Source organism: Paenibacillus paludis (assembly GCF_042610515.1).
Taxonomy (GTDB): domain Bacteria; phylum Bacillota; class Bacilli; order Paenibacillales; family Paenibacillaceae; genus Paenibacillus_AQ.
The window spans coordinates 350222-369496 of the sequence record NZ_JBGJZP010000007.1 but is presented as its reverse complement, the minus strand read 5'-3'; the positions used below and the strand labels follow the sequence as shown (position 1 = coordinate 369496).

Sequence of the window (19275 nt, the reverse complement as noted above, 5' to 3'; positions counted from 1 at the left end):
TGAAATTGAAGCCATATTTTTCCGGGAGGGAATGTTAATGACGGAAGTAAAGCTTACTGTCGGGTACGACGAATTTGAAGAAGGTCAAAGAATAGGCACGGAGATTGAACGCTTGAGCACAAGTCCTGAAGCTGCGCAACTAACCAGCCTCATCATTGGGGATTGGGGACAGGCCTATGAAAACAGCTCCGAGGAGGTTGTGTCAGCCCTTGTGAAATACAGCGGAAGCTTCCCGGCTCTGCGCAAGCTGTTTATCGGGGAGATGGGTTATGAAGAATGCGAAATTTCGTGGATTACACAAAGCGATCTTTCCCCGCTGCTCCCCGCTTATCCGGAGCTTCAGTCACTCACCATTCAAGGCGGAAATGATCTGAGCCTCAGCAGTCTGCAGCATGACAAGCTGGAGGAACTGATTATTATTACCGGCGGACTTGGCAAAAGCGTTCTGGCAGAAATCGCCGCAGGACATTTGCCGAATCTGCGCAAGCTGGAGCTGTACCTTGGCGTGGACAACTATGGCTTTGATGGCGGACTGGAAGATCTCTACCCGCTGATCCAGCCGGATAGGTTCCCTAAGCTTACCTATCTGGGACTGAAAAACAGTGAAATTCAGGATGAAATCGCTGCGGCCGTGGCCGATGCGCCCATTCTGGACCAGCTTCATACGCTGGACCTTTCGCTTGGAACGCTTAGTGACAAGGGTGCGGAGGCGCTGCTGGCCAGTGAGCGGATTAAAGGCCTGCAGGCACTGAACCTGAGCTATCATTATATGTCGAATGAAATGATTGCCCGCTGGAAGGCAAGCGGCCTGCCGGCCGATGTCAGCGACCAGCAAAAAAGCGATGACGAGGAAGATTGGCGTTATCCTTCCATCACCGAATGATGCAGGAACCGCAGCCGCTGATCCTTTTATGTTGTCCCGGCGACAGGCGCTCGGACGGTATCCAGCAGGCGCGGAGCCGCCTCGGGATGCCTCCGGCCCTGCTCATCCCGTATTCGGGGCTGCTGCGGGGAAGTTCGCTCGCCGAGCTGCTGGAGCAGGCGCTGCACTTGCAGACCAGCGGACAGGCGGGCCTGTGGCCAGAGCCTTCCGGTTCACGTCCGGCAACAGCTCCGCCTCTCCTGCGGCTGGATTCACCCGGCGGCAGCTTCGAGATTGAGCAGGCCCTCATTGCCTTGGGCGCACCGGATGCCGGGGATCAGGATGACTCGCTGCACCCCTTCGGGCATCATCCTGATCCCCATCCGCTGAGTCTCCAGGCTGCCGGGCGGCTGAAGGACATGCCCGGCGTGCTGCATCATCCATCTCAATGGTTCCGCGGCTACTGCCGGCTGCTGGCCAGGCTTCAGCGCGAGGCCACAGAGCTGCTGCCTGAAGCACGGTGGCAGAACCATCCCGGGGATATTGCCGCCATGACCGACAAACGCCGGACTCAGCAGATTCTGGCTGAGTCCGGTGTTCCGGTGCCCCGGCCCCTGGGCGGCGGACATCCTCCGTCAGACTATGCGTCCCTGCGGGAGCTGATGATCACGGAGCGGATGCACCGGGTATTCATCAAGCTGTCCTGCGGCTCTGCCGCTTCCGGCGTCATCGCCTATCAGATCAATCCCGCTACGGGAGCCGAAATCGCTGTGACTACTATCGGGGTTGAACAGTATATCACTCGCCCACCCGTGTACTATAATTCGGGGAAACTGCGGCGTTATACCGACTCCGCTGTCCTGTCCGGAATCATCAACTGGCTCTACAGCCATGGCGCGTATGCTGAGCAATGGATTCCCAAGCCGGGCGCAGCCGGAGTTTCGTTCGACATCCGCCAGCTTGTCGTGCTTGGAGAAGCCTGCCATTCCGTTGCCCGGGTCAGCACCACGCCCATTACGAACCTGCATCTGCGCAGCCAGCGGATGTCTCCGGCAGAAGCCGGGCTCACGGAAGAGGTGCAGGAGCAGGTACGGCGTACAGCCGTACAGGCCCTTGCCGCCTTCCCCCGCTCGGCTGTTGCCGGGATTGATATCCTGGTATCCTCCGGCAGTTCCCGGCGCACTTATGCTGCGGACGTAAATCCTTTTGGCGACTTGCTCTACGATGTGGAATATGACGGCTGCGGCACCTATGAATGGGAAATGAAAAAGCTGAATGCAATTGCGAATCATGAATGAGACCTTATAGCGTATTGCTATTTTTAATCCATATCTATTAAGAAAGGGCGCTTATAACGGTTATGACAGATATGAATGCCATTGTTGGCACCCATGACATCCTGATGATCACACTGGATACCCTGCGCTACGATGCTGCCGTTCTGGAGGAAGAGAACTGCCCCAATCTGTGCGGCAGCGGTTCCTGGGAGAAAAGACATACGCCCGGCAGCTTCACTTATGCCGCACATCATGCCTTCTTCGGCGGTTTCCTGCCGACTCCCGCAGACACAGATAAAGCTGCGCATGTGAGGCTGTTCCATTCCAGAAATACCGGGATGAAGACCCATCCGCACACCTGGCTGTTCGACACGCCGGATCTTGTATCAGGGCTTGCTGCCGAGGGCTACCGTACGGTATGTATTGGCGGGGTTATTTTTTTCACTAAAAAGGTCCCGCTTGCCCGCGTACTGCCCGGTTATTTCCAGCAGAGCTACTGGCGGATGACCTTCGGTGTCACGAACCCGCGCTCCACAGAGCATCAGGTGAACCACGCCCTGAAGGTGCTGAACGATACTCCGCTGGATCAAAGGCTGTTCCTGTTCCTCAATGTGTCAGCCATCCACGGGCCGAACCATTTCTTCCTTCCGGGTGCCCGGAAGGATTCCGTGGACAGCCAGCGTGCCGCACTGCGTTATGCCGACGGAGAGCTGGGGCGCCTGTTTGAGCGCTTTCGCGAACGCGGCAATCCGGTCTTCTGCCTGGCCTTCTCGGACCACGGCACAGCCTATGGAGAAGATGGCTATCAGGGACACCGTCTGGCACATGAGACCGTGTGGAATGTCCCTTACCGGGAATTCTTCCTCTAGATCAACAGCCCGGTTCAACCCGGAAGAAAGGAGAAACGTATGACGTCAACCGGCAATTTCCTGCAGCAACCTAATGACAACGACGTAAGACCGTCTCTCTCTTCGGAGGAGCTTAAGCGCTGGAAAGAGCAGATTACCGCTAACCCTTACCGCAATTATCTCTATTCCTATCCGCACAAGACAGCCTATCGTGAATTCCAGCCTCCTATTCCGCTGGAACAGCTGTGGCTGGAAGAGCCTGCGGATTCTTTTTTTCTCTATATGCATATTCCGTTCTGCGGCGCACGCTGCGGCTTCTGCAATCTCTTCACCCTGCCGGACAAACGTGCGGATGTCCACGCCGCCTATGTGGATGCACTGGAACGGCAGGCAAAGCAGTGGTCGGCCTTTACCGGCCATAAGCCGTATGCCCGGTTCGCGATCGGCGGCGGTACGCCAACCCTGCTGGCCGCACCGCAGCTAAGCCGGCTGTTCCGGATCGCCCGGGAGATCATGGGCCTGGACACCGCCCTTGCTTCAATCTCAGTCGAAACCTCACCCGAGACGATTACGGAAGAGAAGCTCGCCATCCTGAAGGACAATACCGTGGACCGGGTCAGTATGGGCATTCAGAGCTTTGTCGCCGCCGAATCGGCGGCCATCTACCGTCCGCAGAACCCTGAGGTGGTATACCGGGCACTGGAGCTGCTGGGGAAATATCAATTCCCCATCCTGAATCTGGATCTGATCTACGGGCTTCCCGGCCAGAGCGTGGAGTCCTGGCTCTATTCGCTGAATCAGGCGCTCCTGTATGAACCGGAGGAGATTTTTCTCTATCCGCTCTACACCCGCGAGCATACGATTGTGAAGCCGGGAGATCTGCTGCGCCAGCAGGATCTCCGCCATGATTGCTATACTGCCGCTTGCCAGCTCCTCGCAGAGCACGGCTACCGCCAGTATTCCATGCGCCGCTTCGCTAAGGAAACGGCAGGCACCAGCAAAGCCATCCTCGACTACAGCTGTCAGGAGGAGGGGATGGTCGGCCTCGGCTGCGGAGCCCGTTCCTATACGCGGGAGGTGCATTACGCCTCCCGCTACGGCGTCAGCCGCAAGGCAACAGAGAGCATCATTGCCGATTATGTGTCGTCCAAGTCTTATGACACGGCCGATTACGGCATTATGCTGAGCCGGGAAGAACAGAAACGGCGCTTTATTCTAAAAGCTGTGCTGCACAGTGAGGGGCTGAAGCTGGCCGACTACAGCGGACGTTTCTCGGCATCGCTGTGGAATGATTATCCTGAGCTTGACCTGCTGCTTCAAAGTGGTCTGGGCGAAATAGAGGAAGGTATCCTGCGGTTAACCGCTGAGGGTCTTGGCTACTCGGACTCCATCGGCGACTGGTTCATCTCGGGTGAAATCAGGGAACGTATGGAAGGATTCATTTTGCCATGAATGCCGTCCTCTACTACCGCGGAGCCCTCACCTCCTGCAATTATGATTGCCCCTACTGTCCGTTCGGCAAGACGAGAGACAGCGCCGCTACGCTTGCCAAGGACCGCGAGGGATTGGAGACCTTTGTCCAGTGGGCTGCGGAGCAAGGTGCGGCGGGCCACCGGCTGTCGATCTTCTTCAATCCTTACGGTGAAGGACTGATTCACCGCTGGTATAAAGAAGCGCTGATTACCCTCTCCCATCTCCCCCATGTGGACAAGGTGGCTATCCAGACCAACCTGTCGGCCAGCCTGGATTTTATCCCGGAGCTGAATCCGGCCACGGCTGCCTTCTGGGCGACCTATCACCCGGGACAGGTGCGGGAGGAACGGTTTCTGGCCCAATGTATGGCTGTCTATAAGCAGGGCATTCCCTTCAGTGTCGGCAGTGTGGGCCTGCGCAGCGCCTTTCCGGCAATTGCCTCGCTGCGGGCCGCCCTGCCGGATGATGTCTATCTGTGGGTGAATGCCTACAAAGACAAACCGGATTATTACACACCAGAAGATCTCGCCTTTCTCTGCAGCATTGATCCGCATTTCCATATCAACACAGTCGACTATGAAAGCCTGGGCAAACTCTGCAACGCCGGCAGCAATGTATTCTATGTGCAGGGACCCGGTATAGTAAAACGCTGCTATAAGGACAAGGGCGTCATCGGCAACCTCTACCGTGACGGCCTGGAAGGCCTCACTGCGGAGCGGAGCTGCCGCATGAACTTCTGCGACTGCTATATCGGTTACATCCACATGCCCGGGCTCCGGCTGGAGCAGATTTATGGCTCCGGCCTGCTGGAACGAATACCCTACGGAATCGCGGAGGTGCAGAGATGAGAGCAAATCGGGAAAGTGCTGGAATTGGAGCAGAGCACGAAGGTTCCGAGTTTGGAGCAGCGCACAAAAGTGCGGGGATTCGAGTTGAGCACGAAGGTGCAGGACATAGAGCAGATGCTGGAATTGGAGCAGCGCACAAAAGTGCGGGGATTCGTTCAGGTCGCGGTATGACTCTGTGGCTCACCGGCTTGTCCGGGGCGGGCAAATCAACGATTGCCTCGCTTCTGACGGACAGACTGAGAGAACAGGGTCTGGCTGCCGAATGGCTCGACGGAGATGAGCTGAGGCGCGCGCTCGGACAAGGCCTCGGCTTCAGCCGGGAAGACCGGTTTGAGAATATCCGCCGGGCCGTCTACGTCGCCGGAATGCTGAACCGGCATGGCGTCATTTCAGTGGTCTCGGTCATCAGCCCTTATGCGGAAATGCGCGACTATGCCCGCCAGTCGCTGCCCGGTTTCACAGAAGTCTATGTAGATTGCCCTTTAGAAATCTGCGAGTCGCGGGATGTCAAAGGGCTGTATGCCAAGGCCCGCCGGGGCGAAATCCCCTCCTTCACCGGCATTTCTGATCCTTACCAGGCGCCTGTCAGCCCAGAGTTAACGCTCCGCACAGCCGAGCAGACGCCGGAGGAAAGCGTGAATGAGATATGGTCCTGGCTAACACGAAGAGGGACTCTGCCTACACTTAATAAATAGACCCAAAGCGCCCTGTCTGCTTGCTCGGACAGGGCGCTTTGGGTCTGGGTGCTTGTGGATGAGACACTAATGCCTGGGCGCCTGCTTAGTTGAGACACTGATGCGCTTCTGGTGGCCTACTTAGTTGAGGCGCTGTTGCGCTTCTCGAGGTCTACTTAATTGAGACGCTGATGCGCTTCTGGGCGCCTGCTTAGTTGAGGCGCTGATGCGCTTCTGGTGGCCTACTTAGTTGAGTCGCTGATGCGCTTCTGTGGCCTACTTAGTTGAGGCGCTGATGTGCGCTTCTGGTGGCCTGCTTGGTTGAGGCGCTGATACGCTTCTGGGCGCCTGCTTAGTTGAGTCGCTGATGCGCTTCTGGTGGCCTACTTAGTTGAGGCGCTGATACGCTTCTGGGCGCCTGCTTAGTTGGGACACTGATGCGCTTCTGGTGGCCTACTTAATTGAGGCGCTGATACGCTTCTGGGCGCCTGCTTAGTTGGGACACTGATGCGCTTCTGGTGGCCTACTTAATTGAGGCGCTGATGCGCTCTTCTGGAGGCCTATTTAGTTGAGACACTAATGCGCTTCTCGATGCCTGCCTTATGGTACGTCTGTGCTATCGCTGCTGTTGTGCTTTCTTCAACTGATCACAGGTGCTTTCGGTGCATTTAGTGTTATCTGAGTCAGACTCCGCTACTGTGGATTTTTTGTTACCTTCCCCCACGATCCTGCCTTTTCTGTTACCTTCCAATTCCAAGCGGACAGGAAAGCCGCTATTGTGCCTGGCTTGGCCTTTTTCCATCCCTTCCGGACTGGAGCGACGTTATTTGCTGGAAAAAGCCAATCAGCAGCAGGAAATCAGAAGAATAACGGCGCTGGAGTCCGCAACACTCCTGAAATGGAGCTTTTAGCACAAATAGCGCCGCTGGAGTCCGTCTAGAGTTATACATACTCGGCAGCAGCAGGCTACTATTGAAACCCCGCGGGCACAAATCGCTTTACTCCCAACGCTAACTTTTGTGCATCCTCTCACATTTCTCAATACGACTCCGAGTGAACATCACCAAGCAACACCTCGCGCACTTCAATGTACCCTTATCACACACTTCTCCATGGTTCTCTTATACACACTTTACTACGCACCTGCTCACACTCTTCTGCATACACCTTCATCATGAGCTTTTATTTACAATCTTGTTCATTTTCTAATTGTCCGGCAAGCATCACCAAACGCCGGATGCCCTCACGCAGCACACCTTCGCTGGCAAAGGAATAGCTGAGCCGCAGCCAGGATTTCATTTCACCGAGCGGATCGCAGATTTCTCCCGGTATGAAGGAGATCGACTGTTCCATGCTGCGGTCAAACAACGCTGCCACAGAGATGGATTCCGGCAGCTTCACCCACAGGTTCAGCCCGCCCTCCGGCGCTGTCCATTCCCAGCCGGCAGACGCCAGCTCCTCCTCCACAATTTCCTTATGCACCTGGAGCGCAATGCGCAGCTTGCCGAGATGCCGCTGCAGCCGCGGCGAGGTGTAATAGTGCAGGAAAATCTTCTGGTTAAGCAGCGGAGTCCCGTTATCAGCCAGTGATTTGGCGGTAATCAGCCGCTCCATAAACGGATAACGGCAGGCAACCGCACAGATGCGCAACCCCGGAGCGACATACTTGCTGAAGCTGCTGATATAAATGACCCAGCCCTCCGTATCATAGGCAAAAAACGGCGGCGGCGGCTTCTCCCCGAAATACATATCGCGGAAGGGATCATCCTCCACCAGCAGGCAGCGGTACCGCTCGGCCAGTTCAACCATCAGCTTGCGCTGCCGCGCCGGAACGGTATATCCGGTCGGATTGTGATGGGTCGGATTCATGTAGAACATCCGCGGCTTGTGCCTGCGCATCAGCTCCTCCACCGCCTCCAGATCATAGCCCTGCGGTGTAATCTCCACTGGTATAAGCCGTGCACCGGCCCGGCGAAAAATATCCATGGCCACGCTGTACGTCGGCCGCTCCACCAGCACATTGTCCATCGGCCCGAGCACAATACCGGCGATCAGATTGATCGCCTGCTGCGCACCCGAGGTGATCAGCAGCTCCTGGGCCGATAGCTGCAGCCGGTGCTGATCGTGGAAATGGCGGCTCAGCGTTTCGCGCAGCTCCTCATCGCCCTGAACAGAGGAATAGGTTCCCATGACCTTCGGATAAAGGTCGAACACTTTTTTCACATAATCGGACAGGAAAAGGTTCGGCAGCAGATTCGGATCAATAAGCGCCTGCGAAAATTGGTATTGGACCGGCATCCGCTGGATATCTGATAAGGGATTCGTCAGTGAATAAGTGGCTACCGCTGCCCCTTCGCTTAAACCACCGCCCAGGGCCCTGTCGCCCGGAGATATATAATAACCGGATTTGTCTTTCACATAGACCTTGCCGTCCTCAGTCAGCACCCGGTAGGCCTTGAATACCGTCAGCCGGTGCACCTCCAGCTCTTCCGCCAGCAGACGGATCGAGGGCAGCTTATCATGCGCCTTCCATTCTCCACGTTCCATCCGGTTCAGGATGAATTCGCAGACCTGGCGGAACAAGGGATGGCTTTGGTCCGTTCCCGTAGCTTTTTTCATCGTAATCCACCCTCCCTGTGATAACCGCATATTGCAGCCTATTCTGCCAATCCTCTTTCCCGTATTGTACCTCATTATTCCTCTCATCTGTTCTGCTGTCTGCAATCTGTTCTGTCCCCACCCCTATATGATTAACAAAATGATTCTACTAGGCTGCCATATTAACTTTACAAAGGGGAACTGGATATGATTCTGTTGGCTTACTCTCTTGTCTGTCTGATCTTCGGCACTACCTTTTTAGCGATTAAAATTGGTGTGGATGCCGGAGCGCCGCCTTTTTTCTCAGCAGGAATCCGTTTCTTTATGGCAGGAGCAATATTGTTCCTCTGGATGGTCTGGAAAGGCAAAGCAAGCTTCTCCCTGCTACTGCGCAAAGAGATGCTGTTCACCGGCGCCGCACTGACCTTCGGAACCTTCGCCGGGCTGTACTGGGCAGAGCAACATGTATCCTCCGGGCTTGCCGCCGTGCTGTCAGCTACCGGACCGATGATGATTCTGCTGCTGCAGACCGCTTTGTTCCGTCAAAAAGCTCCGTCGTATTCGATCTACGGCTGTATCATCGGCTTCACCGGCGTTCTGCTGCTGGTTCTGCCCAGTCTGGCGATTGATGTCTCCCCCTTGTGGCTCATCGGCTGCGCTGCTGTGCTGATTGGGGAATGCTGCTATGCGGCGGGGGCAATTTACTCCAAAAAAGTAACCACAACCTTTTCCGAGGTTTCACCCGTCGCGTTGAATGCAGCACAAATGATATATGGCGGAGCGCTCCTGTTCATCCTGTCGCTTTTCACCGAAAATGTGCATCCCGGGTTTCTGCTCTCGTTCAAAACCGCCGGCTCACTGCTCTACCTGACCGTTATCGGCTCCATGGTTGGACACACCTTGTTCTACTGGCTCGTCGCCAAGACTAATCCCGTCTTTCCATCGACCTGGCTGTATATTTCTCCGCCGATCGCCGTCGGTGTGGGTCTTGTATTCTACGGGGAAGCAGTAAGCTGGATAACCGTCCTCGGGGTATTCACCATCATTGCCGGAACCGTGCTTGTGAATGCGGGAGCGCTGAAACAGCTGATTTTCAAACAAAAACCGCCTGCCCCGATTCTTCAAAAAGGAAGCATTGAGGCTCTTCCACAGGAATAAATATTGTATATTTCCTAAACAAGAGAAAAGCCTGGACCCCTGAAAAAAAATGGGCTCCAGGCTTTTCTGTTGTTCTCTTCCCTATTTCTCAACGCAGCTCAGTTCATTACTGTTCCTCATGGCTGAAATGAAAATTCAAAAAAATTATTATATATGACATACTATATGTTGCATAATTGATTATTATTGCGTATTATATAACCAAGTTAGGGGATTTTATTACCATTAGGACGTCTAATTGAAAGGGGGATCTTGCTTAACAGAACTCCTTTTCTATAGAGGAGCACCTGATTGTATCCGGAAAGTGGAGGAAACCTGTGATTGAACTGACATCCCGTCAAATGCAAATCATTGACATTGTAAAAAAAAGAGCGCCGATTACCGGCGACCAAATTGCGGAAACCCTGAATCTCAGCCGGCCGACCATCCGCAACGACCTGTCCATCCTGGTCATGCTGGAATACATTGATGCCAAGCCAAAGGTCGGATATTTCCCCGGCAAGAAAGCAGCTCAGCGTCAAGGCAGCAGCTCTCTGCTGCAGGAAACCAGAGTCAGGGATATCCAGAGTATCCCGATTATTATCCGCGAGACGACAACCATTCAGGATGCCGTGGTTACACTGTTCCTGCAGGATGTCGGCACGCTTATTATTTGCGATGGCGACGGCAAACTGGCCGGTGTCGCCTCACGCAAAGATTTTCTGAAGGTAACGCTCGGCAATCCCGGCGCAGTATCCATGCCGGTGAGTATGGTAATGACCCGCCAGCCCAAGGTAGTAACCGTTTCTCCCGATGACCCGGTGCTTGAGGCCGCGCATAAAATGATTGTTCACGAGGTAGACAGTCTGCCGGTGGTTGTGCCCAGCGGCACGGAGGAAACCGGCCCCAAGCTTGACGTGGTAGGGCGCCTGACCAAAACCTCCATCGTAAAGCTTCTCCTCGATCTAGAAGCCAAAGGATAACGGAGGAATCGAAACGCATGGAGCAATCTTCACACTTCATTACGATCTGCTCAGATTCGATAGGAGATACGGCGGAGGCGGTTGTGCAGGCTGTCATTCACCAATTTCAGAATCAGCGGGTTACCATCAGAAGATACGGCAATGTAAGACATGAGGACGAACTGCGGAAACTGATGGAGGAAACGGCGCAGCTGCAAGGTTTTGTCGCCTATACACTGGTCCAGCCGGAGCTCCGGGAGATGATCCGTGAAGAGGCTGTCCGGCTGGACCTGAGGATTGTCGATATTATGGGCCCGATGATGCAGGCCTTCATCGACACTTTCGACGATGCGCCTCAAGCCCGGCCGGGACTGCTGCATCAGCTCGACGAAGATTATTTCCAGCGGATCGAAGCGATCGAATTCACGGTTGCCAGTGATGACGGACGCGATCTTGGCGCGATGCTTAAGGCCGATATTGTGCTGCTCGGCATGTCCCGCACCTCCAAGACTCCGCTCAGCATTTTTCTGGCCCACCGGGGCAAGAAGGTCGTCAATTACCCTGTTGTCCCCGAGATTGGCCCGCCGCAGCAGTTGATGAGTCTGCCGCCGAACCGGATCATCGGCCTTACGATGAAGCCGGAATATATGCTGAAGATCCGTTCGGAACGCCTTAAGATGCTGGGGTTGCCGGCAGGCTCCCAATATGCCAGCCTTGAACGCATTCAGGAAGAGACGGAGTATGCAGCAGGGCTTTTTGCCAAGCTGGGCTGCCCCGTCATAGATATTACGAACAAAGCCATTGAGGAGACAGCGGGAATTATTATGGGGTATATCTCCGATTCTCCGGAAACACCGGAAACATCCACACTAAAAATGTAATGGAGGGAAAGCATATGGAACGCGAATTGGCACTGGAGATTGTACGGGTAACTGAATTGGGCGCTTTATCCTCGGCCCGCTGGATTGGCCGGGGCGATAAACATGCGGCGGATGATGCTGCTACGACTGCTATCCGTTCCATGTTCGATTCCGTCTCCATTGACGGGACTGTCGTCATTGGCGAAGGCGAGATGGATGAGGCACCGATGCTCTATATCGGAGAACGGGTCGGGAACAAAAGCGGCCCTTCCGTTGATGTGGCTGTTGATCCGCTGGAGGGCACCGAGGTGGTAGCCTGCGGACTGCACAACGCCCAGTCGGTGATTGCCATTGCCGACCGGGGCAGCCTGCTGCATGCTCCCGACATTTATATGGAGAAGCTCGCCTGCGGCCCCGAGCTGGCCGGCAGGCTCAGCCTCGCAGATCCTGCCGGGGTTACGCTGCGCAAGGCCAGCATGATCACCGGCAAATCGCTCTCCGAGCTGACGGTGATGGTGCTTGACCGCAAGCGGCATGAGGAGCTGATCCGCAGCCTGCGCGAAGCGGGCGTACGGATCAAGCTGATCGGCCACGGCGATGTGGCCGGGGCTATCGCCGCCGCGCTGCCGGACAGCGATGTGGATCTGTACATGGGCTCCGGCGGGGCGCCCGAAGGCGTGCTTGCTGCCGCCGCGCTGAAATGCCTCGGCGGTGAGCTCCAGGGAAGACTGCTGCCGGAGGGCCCTTTTGAGATGCAGCGCTGCCTGCATATGGGCATCGACAATCCGACACGCATTCTGTCCATGGAGGATATGGTCGGGACGGGCGATGTTATCTTTGCCGCTACCGGGGTCACCTCCGGTGAATTCCTGAACGGAGTCCGCTTCATCGGCAAGGAACGCGCCGAGACACATTCTGTCATCATGCGGTCACAGAGCCGGACGATCCGTTATATCCGCAGCATCCACTTCCTGCCCGGCAAGGAGATTCCGCAGGGCTACTCGGCCAGACCGAATGCGGCTTTTATGTAAAGAGCCTAACCTGTAGCGCAGAGGATATTCCTTCATAACATCAAAACAAGGTTTCCCCGGGGCCCGAAAAGGACCTTGGGGAAACCTTGTTTTGAGTTATAGTGACCGGAGTTAAACAGGAAACTTTCGCTTAATGCATCCGGCTGTGGTCTCTCAGCAGTTCATCGCTGGAATCGAGCTTCACCTTGCCTGTTTTGTCCACCCGGGCTTCCTCGCGTTTCACTGTATCCTTAACCTGTTCAGTGCCCTGGACTTCACGCTTATGAATATCCACTTCACCGGTAACTACCGTGTTCTTGCGGACCTCGACTTGCTCTTCACTTACAGGAATGCGGATTGTCTCATCTTTTCCGATGGGGGTATCCGTAGAGTCATTATTGACAGATCTTCGCTCAATTACAATCTCCTCATGGGTAACCGGTACATTGATCGTCTTCTGCTCTTCAATAATTTCCTTGCGCACCTGGACTTCACCGGTCTGCACCTTGTTCTTGGACACATCCAGCTGTTCCTCACGCAGGCGCAGCTTGCGGGCTTCATCCTCATCCGTGAATGGATCTGATCCGGTTCGATCCAAATTCGCTATGCCATCCGGAGTTCCGGAATATACATCCCCTGTCATTCCCGGCCGGTTCACATCATCCAGCGCCCGTGTTTCAGGAAGATCATGAACAGGAGCAGAATTCATTGTATCCAGCCCCGTATCCTGACGTCCCTCCAGCCCTGATCCGTTAAATGCAGCATCCACTGTGTCTGTTACAGAATTGCGGGCCGTCCCCGTAACATCTCCTGCTGCCATATTATCATCCATATAACGGTCGGCATTGGCTGAATTGTGGCTGCGGAACACAGAATATACCTCTTCGGCCCGTGTATTATCCACATCCACCATAACCAGAATACGACCTTCATCTACATAATTATCATAACTTTCCGCTTCATCCTCAGGAATGCCGAGACCAATCAGTCCACCGACCAGTCCGCCGGTTCCTGCACCAACAGCAGCTCCTGCCAATGTCGCGGCAATCGGTCCTGCGGCGAGTATCGGTCCAATTCCCGGTATGGCCAGCGCCCCGATTCCTGCAAGAAGCCCGGTGACACCGCCCAGCAAACCGCCGGTAGCCGCACCGGATGCCATACCTTCTGGCGCCTTGGTGCCCATCTCATTGTTAATCGCGTCAACATCATCTTTGTTTCTGGCAATCACGGAGATATCCTCTGTCAGAAATCCTTGGTTCTTCAAGTCTTCAATTGCCCGTGAAGCTTCATGCTCGGTATAAAATACACCTACTATTTTCTTATTCATAACGATTCCCTCCTGATAGTTAAAGTTTGATGTTGCATATTCATTCTTTCATAGCTCTTAATTAACCAATCGATCATGCGCTAAACTGCTTTACTTTAAATTCAAAGGAGAGTCCTCAATTATATTTCTCAAACAGGAAATACTCTGGGAAATAAGGGAAATGACACTTTTTGTTCAAACATCTGCTTGGAAAGTCAACTAATCTAACACTAATCTCCCGGATTTATCCTATATATGTAGCCTTTGAGAACAATGCTCTCTACCTCATTACAGAGTTTGCAAAAGAGACTATACTCCTCCTAAAGATACGTCCACAATTCCCGCAAGATCGAGGAGGCTTAACCATGAATATGCGTTTAAAGGTGTTAAAAAAACATCTGCTCTTCTGCTGCAGCGAGCACTGCAACAATCAGGAGGTAGAGGATGTTATGCAGGCATTCAAGGAACAGCTGGTAGAGCAAGGCATCCATAAAACGGTTAAAATCAACAAAACCAGCTGTCTCGGGCTATGCGGCAACGGACCGTTTGTTATCGTCTACCCTGACGGCATCTGGTACTACAATGTGACGACAGACGATGTTCCGCGCATCGTGGAAGAGCATCTGGTAAACGGCGAGCCTGTGGAAGAGCTGGTGATGCTGAAAATGGAGGCTTAATCCAGCCTGCTCTGCGAGTCCCTCCCCCTCCAAAAGGGGGCTGGGACTTTTTGCGGTTTATCCGCCGTTTCGAATCTATTGTATAATGGGAGCATATCCCGGGCGTTGTCCAGGACAACCTCATACAGGAAAGAGGCTGAAGCATGGCCATATTCAAATATAATTCACAGCGTCCGTTCCGGGGGAATTCCGATCTTCATCTTCATTATTGGGGACGGGAGCAGTGTGCCCCCGGTCATACCGTTGGACCCTGTGTACGCGATTTGTACAAAATCCATTTCATCCACGAAGGTACCGGCAAGGTGACCGTCGGTGAAGAGACACATACACTTCAGGCGGGTCAGGCCTTTCTGACCTATCCGCATATCGTGACTTATTACGCGGCTGACCTGAATACGCCTTGGAATTATTCATGGATAGCTTTTACCGGAGAAGAAATTGAACACTTGCTGTCCAAAACCTCGCTGTCGCCGGAGCATCCCGTCTTTCCGATGGATGAACTGCTTATGCCCTCACTGTATGATCGGCTGACAGAGGCAGCGGACCGCAGTGATTGCCTGAATCTGCCGCTCAAAGCGATGATGTATGAGTTCTTCTCTCTCCTGCTGAGCAAGGTACCGGCGGCCAAGGATATATTCCCGATTCCGCGCCAAAAAAGCATTTACGTCGAGCAATGTCTCCATTTCCTGCATGCCCATTACTGTGAAAATTTCACGATGGAGATGATGTCATCTTCCCTTAGGCTGGACCGTAAATACGTATCCGCATTATTTAAACGGGCCATCGGCCTTCCGCCGCAGCAGTATTTGCTAAATTACCGGATCGCCAAGGCCTGCGAGCTGCTGACAGAAACCGATTGTACCATCGGTGAGATCTCGCGTTCCGTCGGTTATCAGGACCCGCTGCTCTTCTCCCGCATGTTTAAGAAGGTCAAGGGATGTTCCCCCAAAGGATACCGCCTCCAGCATGCCGATAATGACATTGTTCTATAAACTTCTTCCTTGCTGACATACGTTTGTCGCCGTGCTTTCGCTACAATAGGAACGTACCCGGCAATGTAGTAAACGCTTCCGAAGCGAGTTTTGTACGAAGTGACACAAGGAAGCTGATGCTTACAAAACTTAGTGATGCTTCCGAAGCGAGTTTTATTGCGAAGGATGTATGAAAGTAATGCTCCATAAAACTTAGCTTACGCTTCCGAGGCAAGTTTTGTACGAAGTGACACGAGGAAGCTGATGCTTACAAAACTTTTAGGAGGAAAACAAATTGTACAACGCGAATCCTGAACGCTATGACCAGATGAAATATAACCGCACCGGCCGAAGCGGCCTGCTCCTGCCTGCCATTTCACTCGGGCTGTGGCATAACTTTGGCGGCAATGACGTCTTTGAGAACGGCCGCGCAATGGTCCGGCGGGCCTTCGATCTGGGAATTACCCATTTTGACCTCGCCAACAACTATGGTCCGCCCGCAGGTTCTGCCGAGGAGAGTTTCGGCCAAATTCTTAAGAAGGACTTCACTACTTACCGTGATGAGCTGATCATCTCCAGCAAAGCCGGATATTATATGTGGCCCGGCCCTTATGGCGAATGGGGCTCGAAGAAAAACCTCGTCGCAAGTCTTGATCAGAGTCTGAAGCGGATGGGCCTTGATTATGTGGATATTTACTATCATCACCGTCCGGACCCGAACACGCCGCTGGAGGAAACCATGAGTGCGCTGGATCTCCTGGTGCGCCAAGGCAAAGCGCTGTATGTCGGCATTTCCAACTACAGTGCCGGGCAGGCGCGCGAGGCCGCTCAAATCCTCCGCCGTCTGGGCACACCTTGCCTGATTCACCAGCCCAACTACTCCATGATGTCCCGCTGGATTGAAGACGGCCTGCAGGATGTGCTTGCCGAAGAAGGCATCGGCACCATCGCCTTCTCACCGCTGCAAAAAGGCATCCTGACCGACCGTTATCTGAACGGAATTACTGCGGATTCCCGCGCAGCTGGCCCCAGCGTATTCCTCTCAGAGAAGGAAATTACCGAAGAGGTCATCGTTAAGGTACGCAAGCTGAATGAGCTGGCAGCCGCACGCGGCCAGAAGATGTCGCAGCTCGCCTTGTCGTGGGTGCTTCGCGGCGGCAAAGTCACCTCGGCACTGATTGGCGCAAGCAAGGTAAGCCAGATCGAAGATGCCGTGGCATCCTTGAACGCCCCTGAGCTAAGCGCGGAAGAGCTGGAACAAATCGAAAAGATTTTGCAGGGATAACCCGGAGCTTAATCCTAAAGACGGCAATCGCGCCCATACAGCCAGCTGGCTAGACGGCGCGCAATGGCCGTCTTTTGGCATAGGAATGGTATAATGGACACAAAAACAGCACAGAAAGGGTTGCAGAATGAACAAAAACCGTTTGGGCCAATCCGATTTATATGTAAGTGCCATGGGCCTTGGCTGCATGTCCCTGGGGACCGATAAGACTCATGCTGCGGCGATCATTCACGAAGCGCTGGAGCAGGGCATTAATTTCCTGGATACTGCGGATCTATATGATGAGGGACGGAATGAAGAAATCATCGGCAACGCGGTGCGCCATCGGCGTGCGGACGTCATCCTGGCTACGAAGGTCGGCAACCGCAGAATCCCCGGCAAAGAAGGCTGGAGCTGGGACCCTTCCAAGGCCTATATTAAATCAGCAGTAAAAGAGAGCCTTCGCCGGCTGCAGACAGATTATATCGATCTCTATCAGCTGCACGGAGGAACGATCCAGGACCCCATCGACGAGACGATAGAGGCTTTTGAAGAATTGAAGCAGGAAGGCCTCATCCGTTATTACGGGATCTCCTCGATCCGCCCCAATGTGATCCGGGAATACGTGCAGCGCTCCGCTATTATTAGTGTGATGAGCCAATACAGCATCCTGGACAGACGGCCCGAGGAAGAGATCCTGCCTTTACTGGCGGAGCATGGAATCAGCCTGATCGCCCGGGGGCCGCTGGCCGGAGGCATATTGACCGAGCAAGGTCGCAGCCGGACAGGCAAGGCGTACCTTGATTATGAAACCGGGGAACTGCCTGGGCTGCAGGAGCATTTGATGAAGCAATCCGCCGGTTCCCGCACCCTGACGCAAACAGCGCTTCACTATCCGCTGGCGCATCCCGCTGTGGCCGCGATCATCCCCGGCGCGAGCAGTCTGGAGCAGCTGCAGCTGAATATTGCAGCCGCCACGGCCTCCCCGCTCTCTCCGCAGGAGCTTGAGGCCGTCCGTAGCGTAAGCAAACCAAACCGCTACACAGTACACCTTTAATTCAATACACGAAGAAGAGAAGAGGCTATCCCTTGACTGTTGCCGCAGCCGGGATAGCCTCTTCTTCATCAAACTCTGCTGAATTAAGCCAATATCTATAATATCCTCTACGTCAGCCAAAAAACTGTGTAATGTACAGCATGGCGAGCAGTCCGAAGATAAACGAATAGGTGGAGGGCCGCTCATAGCCATGACCATGACTCTCGGGAATCAGCTCCTTATAGACGATGAAGAGCATGGCTCCGGCAGCAAAAGCCAGTCCGTAACCTACGGCATTATGCAAATAGCTGGCCGTGCAATAGCCAATGACTGCCGACACCATCTCCATAAGCCCGGTTAACCCGGCCATAAATAATGCTTTTCGCCGGGTTGCCTGCGAATTCATCAGGAAGATGGCCAGAATCAGTCCCTCCGGCATATTTTGTGCACCAATGGCAATTGCCACCATAGGACCCAGGCTGGCCTGCTCGCTGGCATAGCTGAAACCTGTGCTGAGACCCTCGGGAATGTTGTGGATGAACAATGCGATCAAAACAAGCAGCGCCTTGGAATCCATGTTGGTGAATCCGGGTTTGTTCTCCACGTCGATATGCGGGATGTTGTTCTCGATCAGATCGAGCAGCAGCACACCGGTAATCAGTCCCAGCGTCAGAGCGATGATCCCCGACTCCCTCATCGCCTGAGGCATTAGGCCAAAGGTAGACGCAGAAACCATAATTCCGGCGGTGAAGGCGACCAGCACATCCTTCCACATCTCGGAAAGTTTTTTCACAAATAGGATGGGAACCACTCCGAGAACAGTCGCCATCGCCGATAAAAAGCTGCCAAGCAGCGCAGTCGCCAAGTCTTCAACCCCTTTTATGGACAGGACCTTTTAGACAAGCTTATGCTTGCGGCAGCTTTCATTATGTCTGCTTGTTGATTTTTCTCTAGGGTGATGGGATCAGCGGCAAGGTCATCAGGTCTTCGTCCAGATAACTGCCTTTCAGCTTCACCGCTTTCCGCTCCGTTCCGTAGCAGGTGAATCCCAGCGATTGGTACAGCCTGATGGCTGGAAGGTTATCTGAGAACACTGCCAAATTAAGGATTTCAATTCCCGGAGACTGCTTGGCCCTCGCAATCAGCTCCGTCATCAGCAAATGCCCCAGCTTCTGCTTCCGTGCCGAGGGACTCACATACATGGCGTATACATTGCCTTTATGGCTGATCTTGTCTCTGCTCTCACGGACAAATGTGACTACACCAACCAGTTCCTCCCTCCTATTAAAGCCGCCAAGTGTGAATTTGCCGTCTACCGCCTGAAGCCTGGCCCGGGTTGTCTCTATCGGCATTCCCGACTCCGCTTCATAGGAGCTGAGGAAAGCCTCAGGATGGTTCAACAACGACTGCAGCCGAATCTCGCGGTATATTTCCGCATCGGCAGAATTAAGAACTCTTATGTACATAGGGGT

General features: G+C 54.0%; 18 protein-coding genes. 14 read left to right on the top strand and 4 right to left on the bottom strand.

The features are described from left to right. Positions 1-37 precede the first annotated feature (37 nt). The 6 genes from ACAN56_RS16605 (at position 38) to cysC (ending at position 6003) form a co-directional block, all read left to right on the top strand. Positions 38-883 carry an STM4015 family protein gene (locus tag ACAN56_RS16605; protein ID WP_038586775.1) on the top strand — a complete coding sequence of 282 codons (846 nt, stop codon included), beginning with the start codon at positions 38-40 and terminating at the stop codon, positions 881-883. Beyond that, a complete protein-coding gene (locus ACAN56_RS16600) occupies positions 856-2160 on the top strand; it encodes an STM4014 family protein (protein WP_379144228.1) in 1305 nt (434 codons plus the stop codon). The genes ACAN56_RS16605 and ACAN56_RS16600 overlap by 28 nt, the downstream gene beginning before the upstream one ends. A gap of 62 nt (positions 2161-2222) precedes the next feature. Continuing rightward, positions 2223-3008, top strand: coding sequence for an STM4013/SEN3800 family hydrolase (locus tag ACAN56_RS16595; RefSeq protein WP_379144225.1), 786 nt, complete (start codon positions 2223-2225; stop codon positions 3006-3008). Positions 3009-3047: 39 nt separating this feature from the next. Further along, positions 3048-4439, top strand: a complete 1392-nt coding sequence (locus tag ACAN56_RS16590; RefSeq protein ID WP_379144222.1) for an STM4012 family radical SAM protein — start codon at positions 3048-3050, stop codon at positions 4437-4439. After that, positions 4436-5308 carry an STM4011 family radical SAM protein gene (locus ACAN56_RS16585; protein WP_379144220.1) on the top strand — a complete coding sequence of 291 codons (873 nt, stop codon included), beginning with the start codon at positions 4436-4438 and terminating at the stop codon, positions 5306-5308. The genes ACAN56_RS16590 and ACAN56_RS16585 overlap by 4 nt, the downstream gene beginning before the upstream one ends. After that, on the top strand, positions 5305-6003 hold the full coding sequence (gene cysC, locus ACAN56_RS16580) for an adenylyl-sulfate kinase (RefSeq protein ID WP_379144218.1): 699 nt from the start codon (positions 5305-5307) through the stop codon (positions 6001-6003). The genes ACAN56_RS16585 and cysC overlap by 4 nt, the downstream gene beginning before the upstream one ends. A 1161-nt stretch (positions 6004-7164) precedes the next feature. Here the strand turns inward: cysC and ACAN56_RS16575 are convergent. Beyond that, positions 7165-8601, bottom strand: coding sequence for an aminotransferase-like domain-containing protein (locus ACAN56_RS16575; protein WP_379144216.1), 1437 nt, complete (start codon positions 8599-8601; stop codon positions 7165-7167). 186 nt (positions 8602-8787) lie between these two features. Here ACAN56_RS16575 and ACAN56_RS16570 point away from each other — a divergent pair, with 186 nt between their 5' ends. From ACAN56_RS16570 to glpX, 4 genes are all read left to right on the top strand, one after another. After that, complete coding sequence (locus ACAN56_RS16570; RefSeq protein ID WP_038586760.1) at positions 8788-9738, top strand: DMT family transporter; 951 nt, start codon at positions 8788-8790, stop codon at positions 9736-9738. 341 nt (positions 9739-10079) lie between these two features. Next, entirely contained in the window at positions 10080-10700 is a 621-nt protein-coding gene (locus tag ACAN56_RS16565) for a helix-turn-helix transcriptional regulator (RefSeq protein ID WP_052092453.1), read from the top strand. A gap of 17 nt (positions 10701-10717) precedes the next feature. Next, on the top strand, positions 10718-11560 hold the full coding sequence (locus tag ACAN56_RS16560) for a pyruvate, water dikinase regulatory protein (RefSeq protein WP_038586753.1): 843 nt from the start codon (positions 10718-10720) through the stop codon (positions 11558-11560). A 14-nt stretch (positions 11561-11574) separates the two neighbouring features. Then, positions 11575-12570 (top strand): class II fructose-bisphosphatase, encoded by a 996-nt coding sequence (glpX, locus tag ACAN56_RS16555; protein ID WP_038586750.1) that lies wholly within the window; start codon positions 11575-11577, stop codon positions 12568-12570. Between the two features lie 130 nt (positions 12571-12700). Here glpX and ACAN56_RS16550 read toward each other — a convergent pair whose 3' ends face one another. Further along, positions 12701-13876, bottom strand: coding sequence for a YsnF/AvaK domain-containing protein (locus tag ACAN56_RS16550; RefSeq protein ID WP_038586747.1), 1176 nt, complete (start codon positions 13874-13876; stop codon positions 12701-12703). Between the two features lie 344 nt (positions 13877-14220). On the opposite strand from ACAN56_RS16550, the gene ACAN56_RS16545 reads away from it, so the two are divergent. The 4 genes from ACAN56_RS16545 to ACAN56_RS16530 all read left to right on the top strand — a co-directional run bounded on the left by ACAN56_RS16545 (position 14221) and on the right by ACAN56_RS16530 (position 17824). Then, entirely contained in the window at positions 14221-14532 is a 312-nt protein-coding gene (locus tag ACAN56_RS16545) for a (2Fe-2S) ferredoxin domain-containing protein (protein ID WP_076114424.1), read from the top strand. A 143-nt stretch (positions 14533-14675) separates the two neighbouring features. After that, the gene (locus tag ACAN56_RS16540) at positions 14676-15524 is read left to right on the top strand and encodes an AraC family transcriptional regulator (RefSeq protein ID WP_052091844.1); all 849 of its coding nucleotides are present in this window, start codon (positions 14676-14678) and stop codon (positions 15522-15524) included. 307 nt (positions 15525-15831) lie between these two features. Next, positions 15832-16788, top strand: coding sequence for an aldo/keto reductase (locus ACAN56_RS16535; protein WP_379144322.1), 957 nt, complete (start codon positions 15832-15834; stop codon positions 16786-16788). Between the two features lie 127 nt (positions 16789-16915). After that, a complete protein-coding gene (locus ACAN56_RS16530) occupies positions 16916-17824 on the top strand; it encodes an aldo/keto reductase (protein WP_379144211.1) in 909 nt (302 codons plus the stop codon). A 112-nt stretch (positions 17825-17936) separates the two neighbouring features. Here ACAN56_RS16530 and ACAN56_RS16525 read toward each other — a convergent pair whose 3' ends face one another. Both ACAN56_RS16525 and ACAN56_RS16520 read right to left on the bottom strand, forming a co-directional pair. Further along, on the bottom strand, positions 17937-18668 hold the full coding sequence (locus tag ACAN56_RS16525) for a ZIP family metal transporter (protein ID WP_379144209.1): 732 nt from the start codon (positions 18666-18668) through the stop codon (positions 17937-17939). A gap of 85 nt (positions 18669-18753) precedes the next feature. Then, positions 18754-19269 carry a GNAT family N-acetyltransferase gene (locus ACAN56_RS16520; RefSeq protein WP_379144206.1) on the bottom strand — a complete coding sequence of 172 codons (516 nt, stop codon included), beginning with the start codon at positions 19267-19269 and terminating at the stop codon, positions 18754-18756. Positions 19270-19275 lie beyond the last annotated feature (6 nt).

Bases quoted from the DNA above. Each gene is read 5' to 3' on its own strand.
- ACAN56_RS16595 (WP_379144225.1), top strand. From the start codon at position 2,223: ATGACAGATATGAATGCCATTGTTGGCACCCATGACATCCTGATGATC.
- ACAN56_RS16540 (WP_052091844.1), top strand. From the start codon at position 14,676: ATGGCCATATTCAAATATAATTCACAGCGTCCGTTCCGGGGGAATTCC.
- ACAN56_RS16570 (WP_038586760.1), top strand. From the start codon at position 8,788: ATGATTCTGTTGGCTTACTCTCTTGTCTGTCTGATCTTCGGCACTACC.
- ACAN56_RS16565 (WP_052092453.1), top strand. From the start codon at position 10,080: ATGCAAATCATTGACATTGTAAAAAAAAGAGCGCCGATTACCGGCGAC.
- glpX (WP_038586750.1), top strand. From the start codon at position 11,575: ATGGAACGCGAATTGGCACTGGAGATTGTACGGGTAACTGAATTGGGC.
- ACAN56_RS16535 (WP_379144322.1), top strand. From the start codon at position 15,832: ATGAAATATAACCGCACCGGCCGAAGCGGCCTGCTCCTGCCTGCCATT.
- cysC (WP_379144218.1), top strand. From the start codon at position 5,305: ATGAGAGCAAATCGGGAAAGTGCTGGAATTGGAGCAGAGCACGAAGGT.
- ACAN56_RS16560 (WP_038586753.1), top strand. From the start codon at position 10,718: ATGGAGCAATCTTCACACTTCATTACGATCTGCTCAGATTCGATAGGA.
- ACAN56_RS16545 (WP_076114424.1), top strand. From the start codon at position 14,221: ATGAATATGCGTTTAAAGGTGTTAAAAAAACATCTGCTCTTCTGCTGC.
- ACAN56_RS16530 (WP_379144211.1), top strand. From the start codon at position 16,916: ATGAACAAAAACCGTTTGGGCCAATCCGATTTATATGTAAGTGCCATG.
- ACAN56_RS16590 (WP_379144222.1), top strand. From the start codon at position 3,048: ATGACGTCAACCGGCAATTTCCTGCAGCAACCTAATGACAACGACGTA.
- ACAN56_RS16550 (WP_038586747.1), bottom strand. From the start codon at position 13,876: ATGAATAAGAAAATAGTAGGTGTATTTTATACCGAGCATGAAGCTTCA.
- ACAN56_RS16585 (WP_379144220.1), top strand. From the start codon at position 4,436: ATGAATGCCGTCCTCTACTACCGCGGAGCCCTCACCTCCTGCAATTAT.
- ACAN56_RS16605 (WP_038586775.1), top strand. From the start codon at position 38: ATGACGGAAGTAAAGCTTACTGTCGGGTACGACGAATTTGAAGAAGGT.
- ACAN56_RS16520 (WP_379144206.1), bottom strand. From the start codon at position 19,269: ATGTACATAAGAGTTCTTAATTCTGCCGATGCGGAAATATACCGCGAG.
- ACAN56_RS16575 (WP_379144216.1), bottom strand. From the start codon at position 8,601: ATGAAAAAAGCTACGGGAACGGACCAAAGCCATCCCTTGTTCCGCCAG.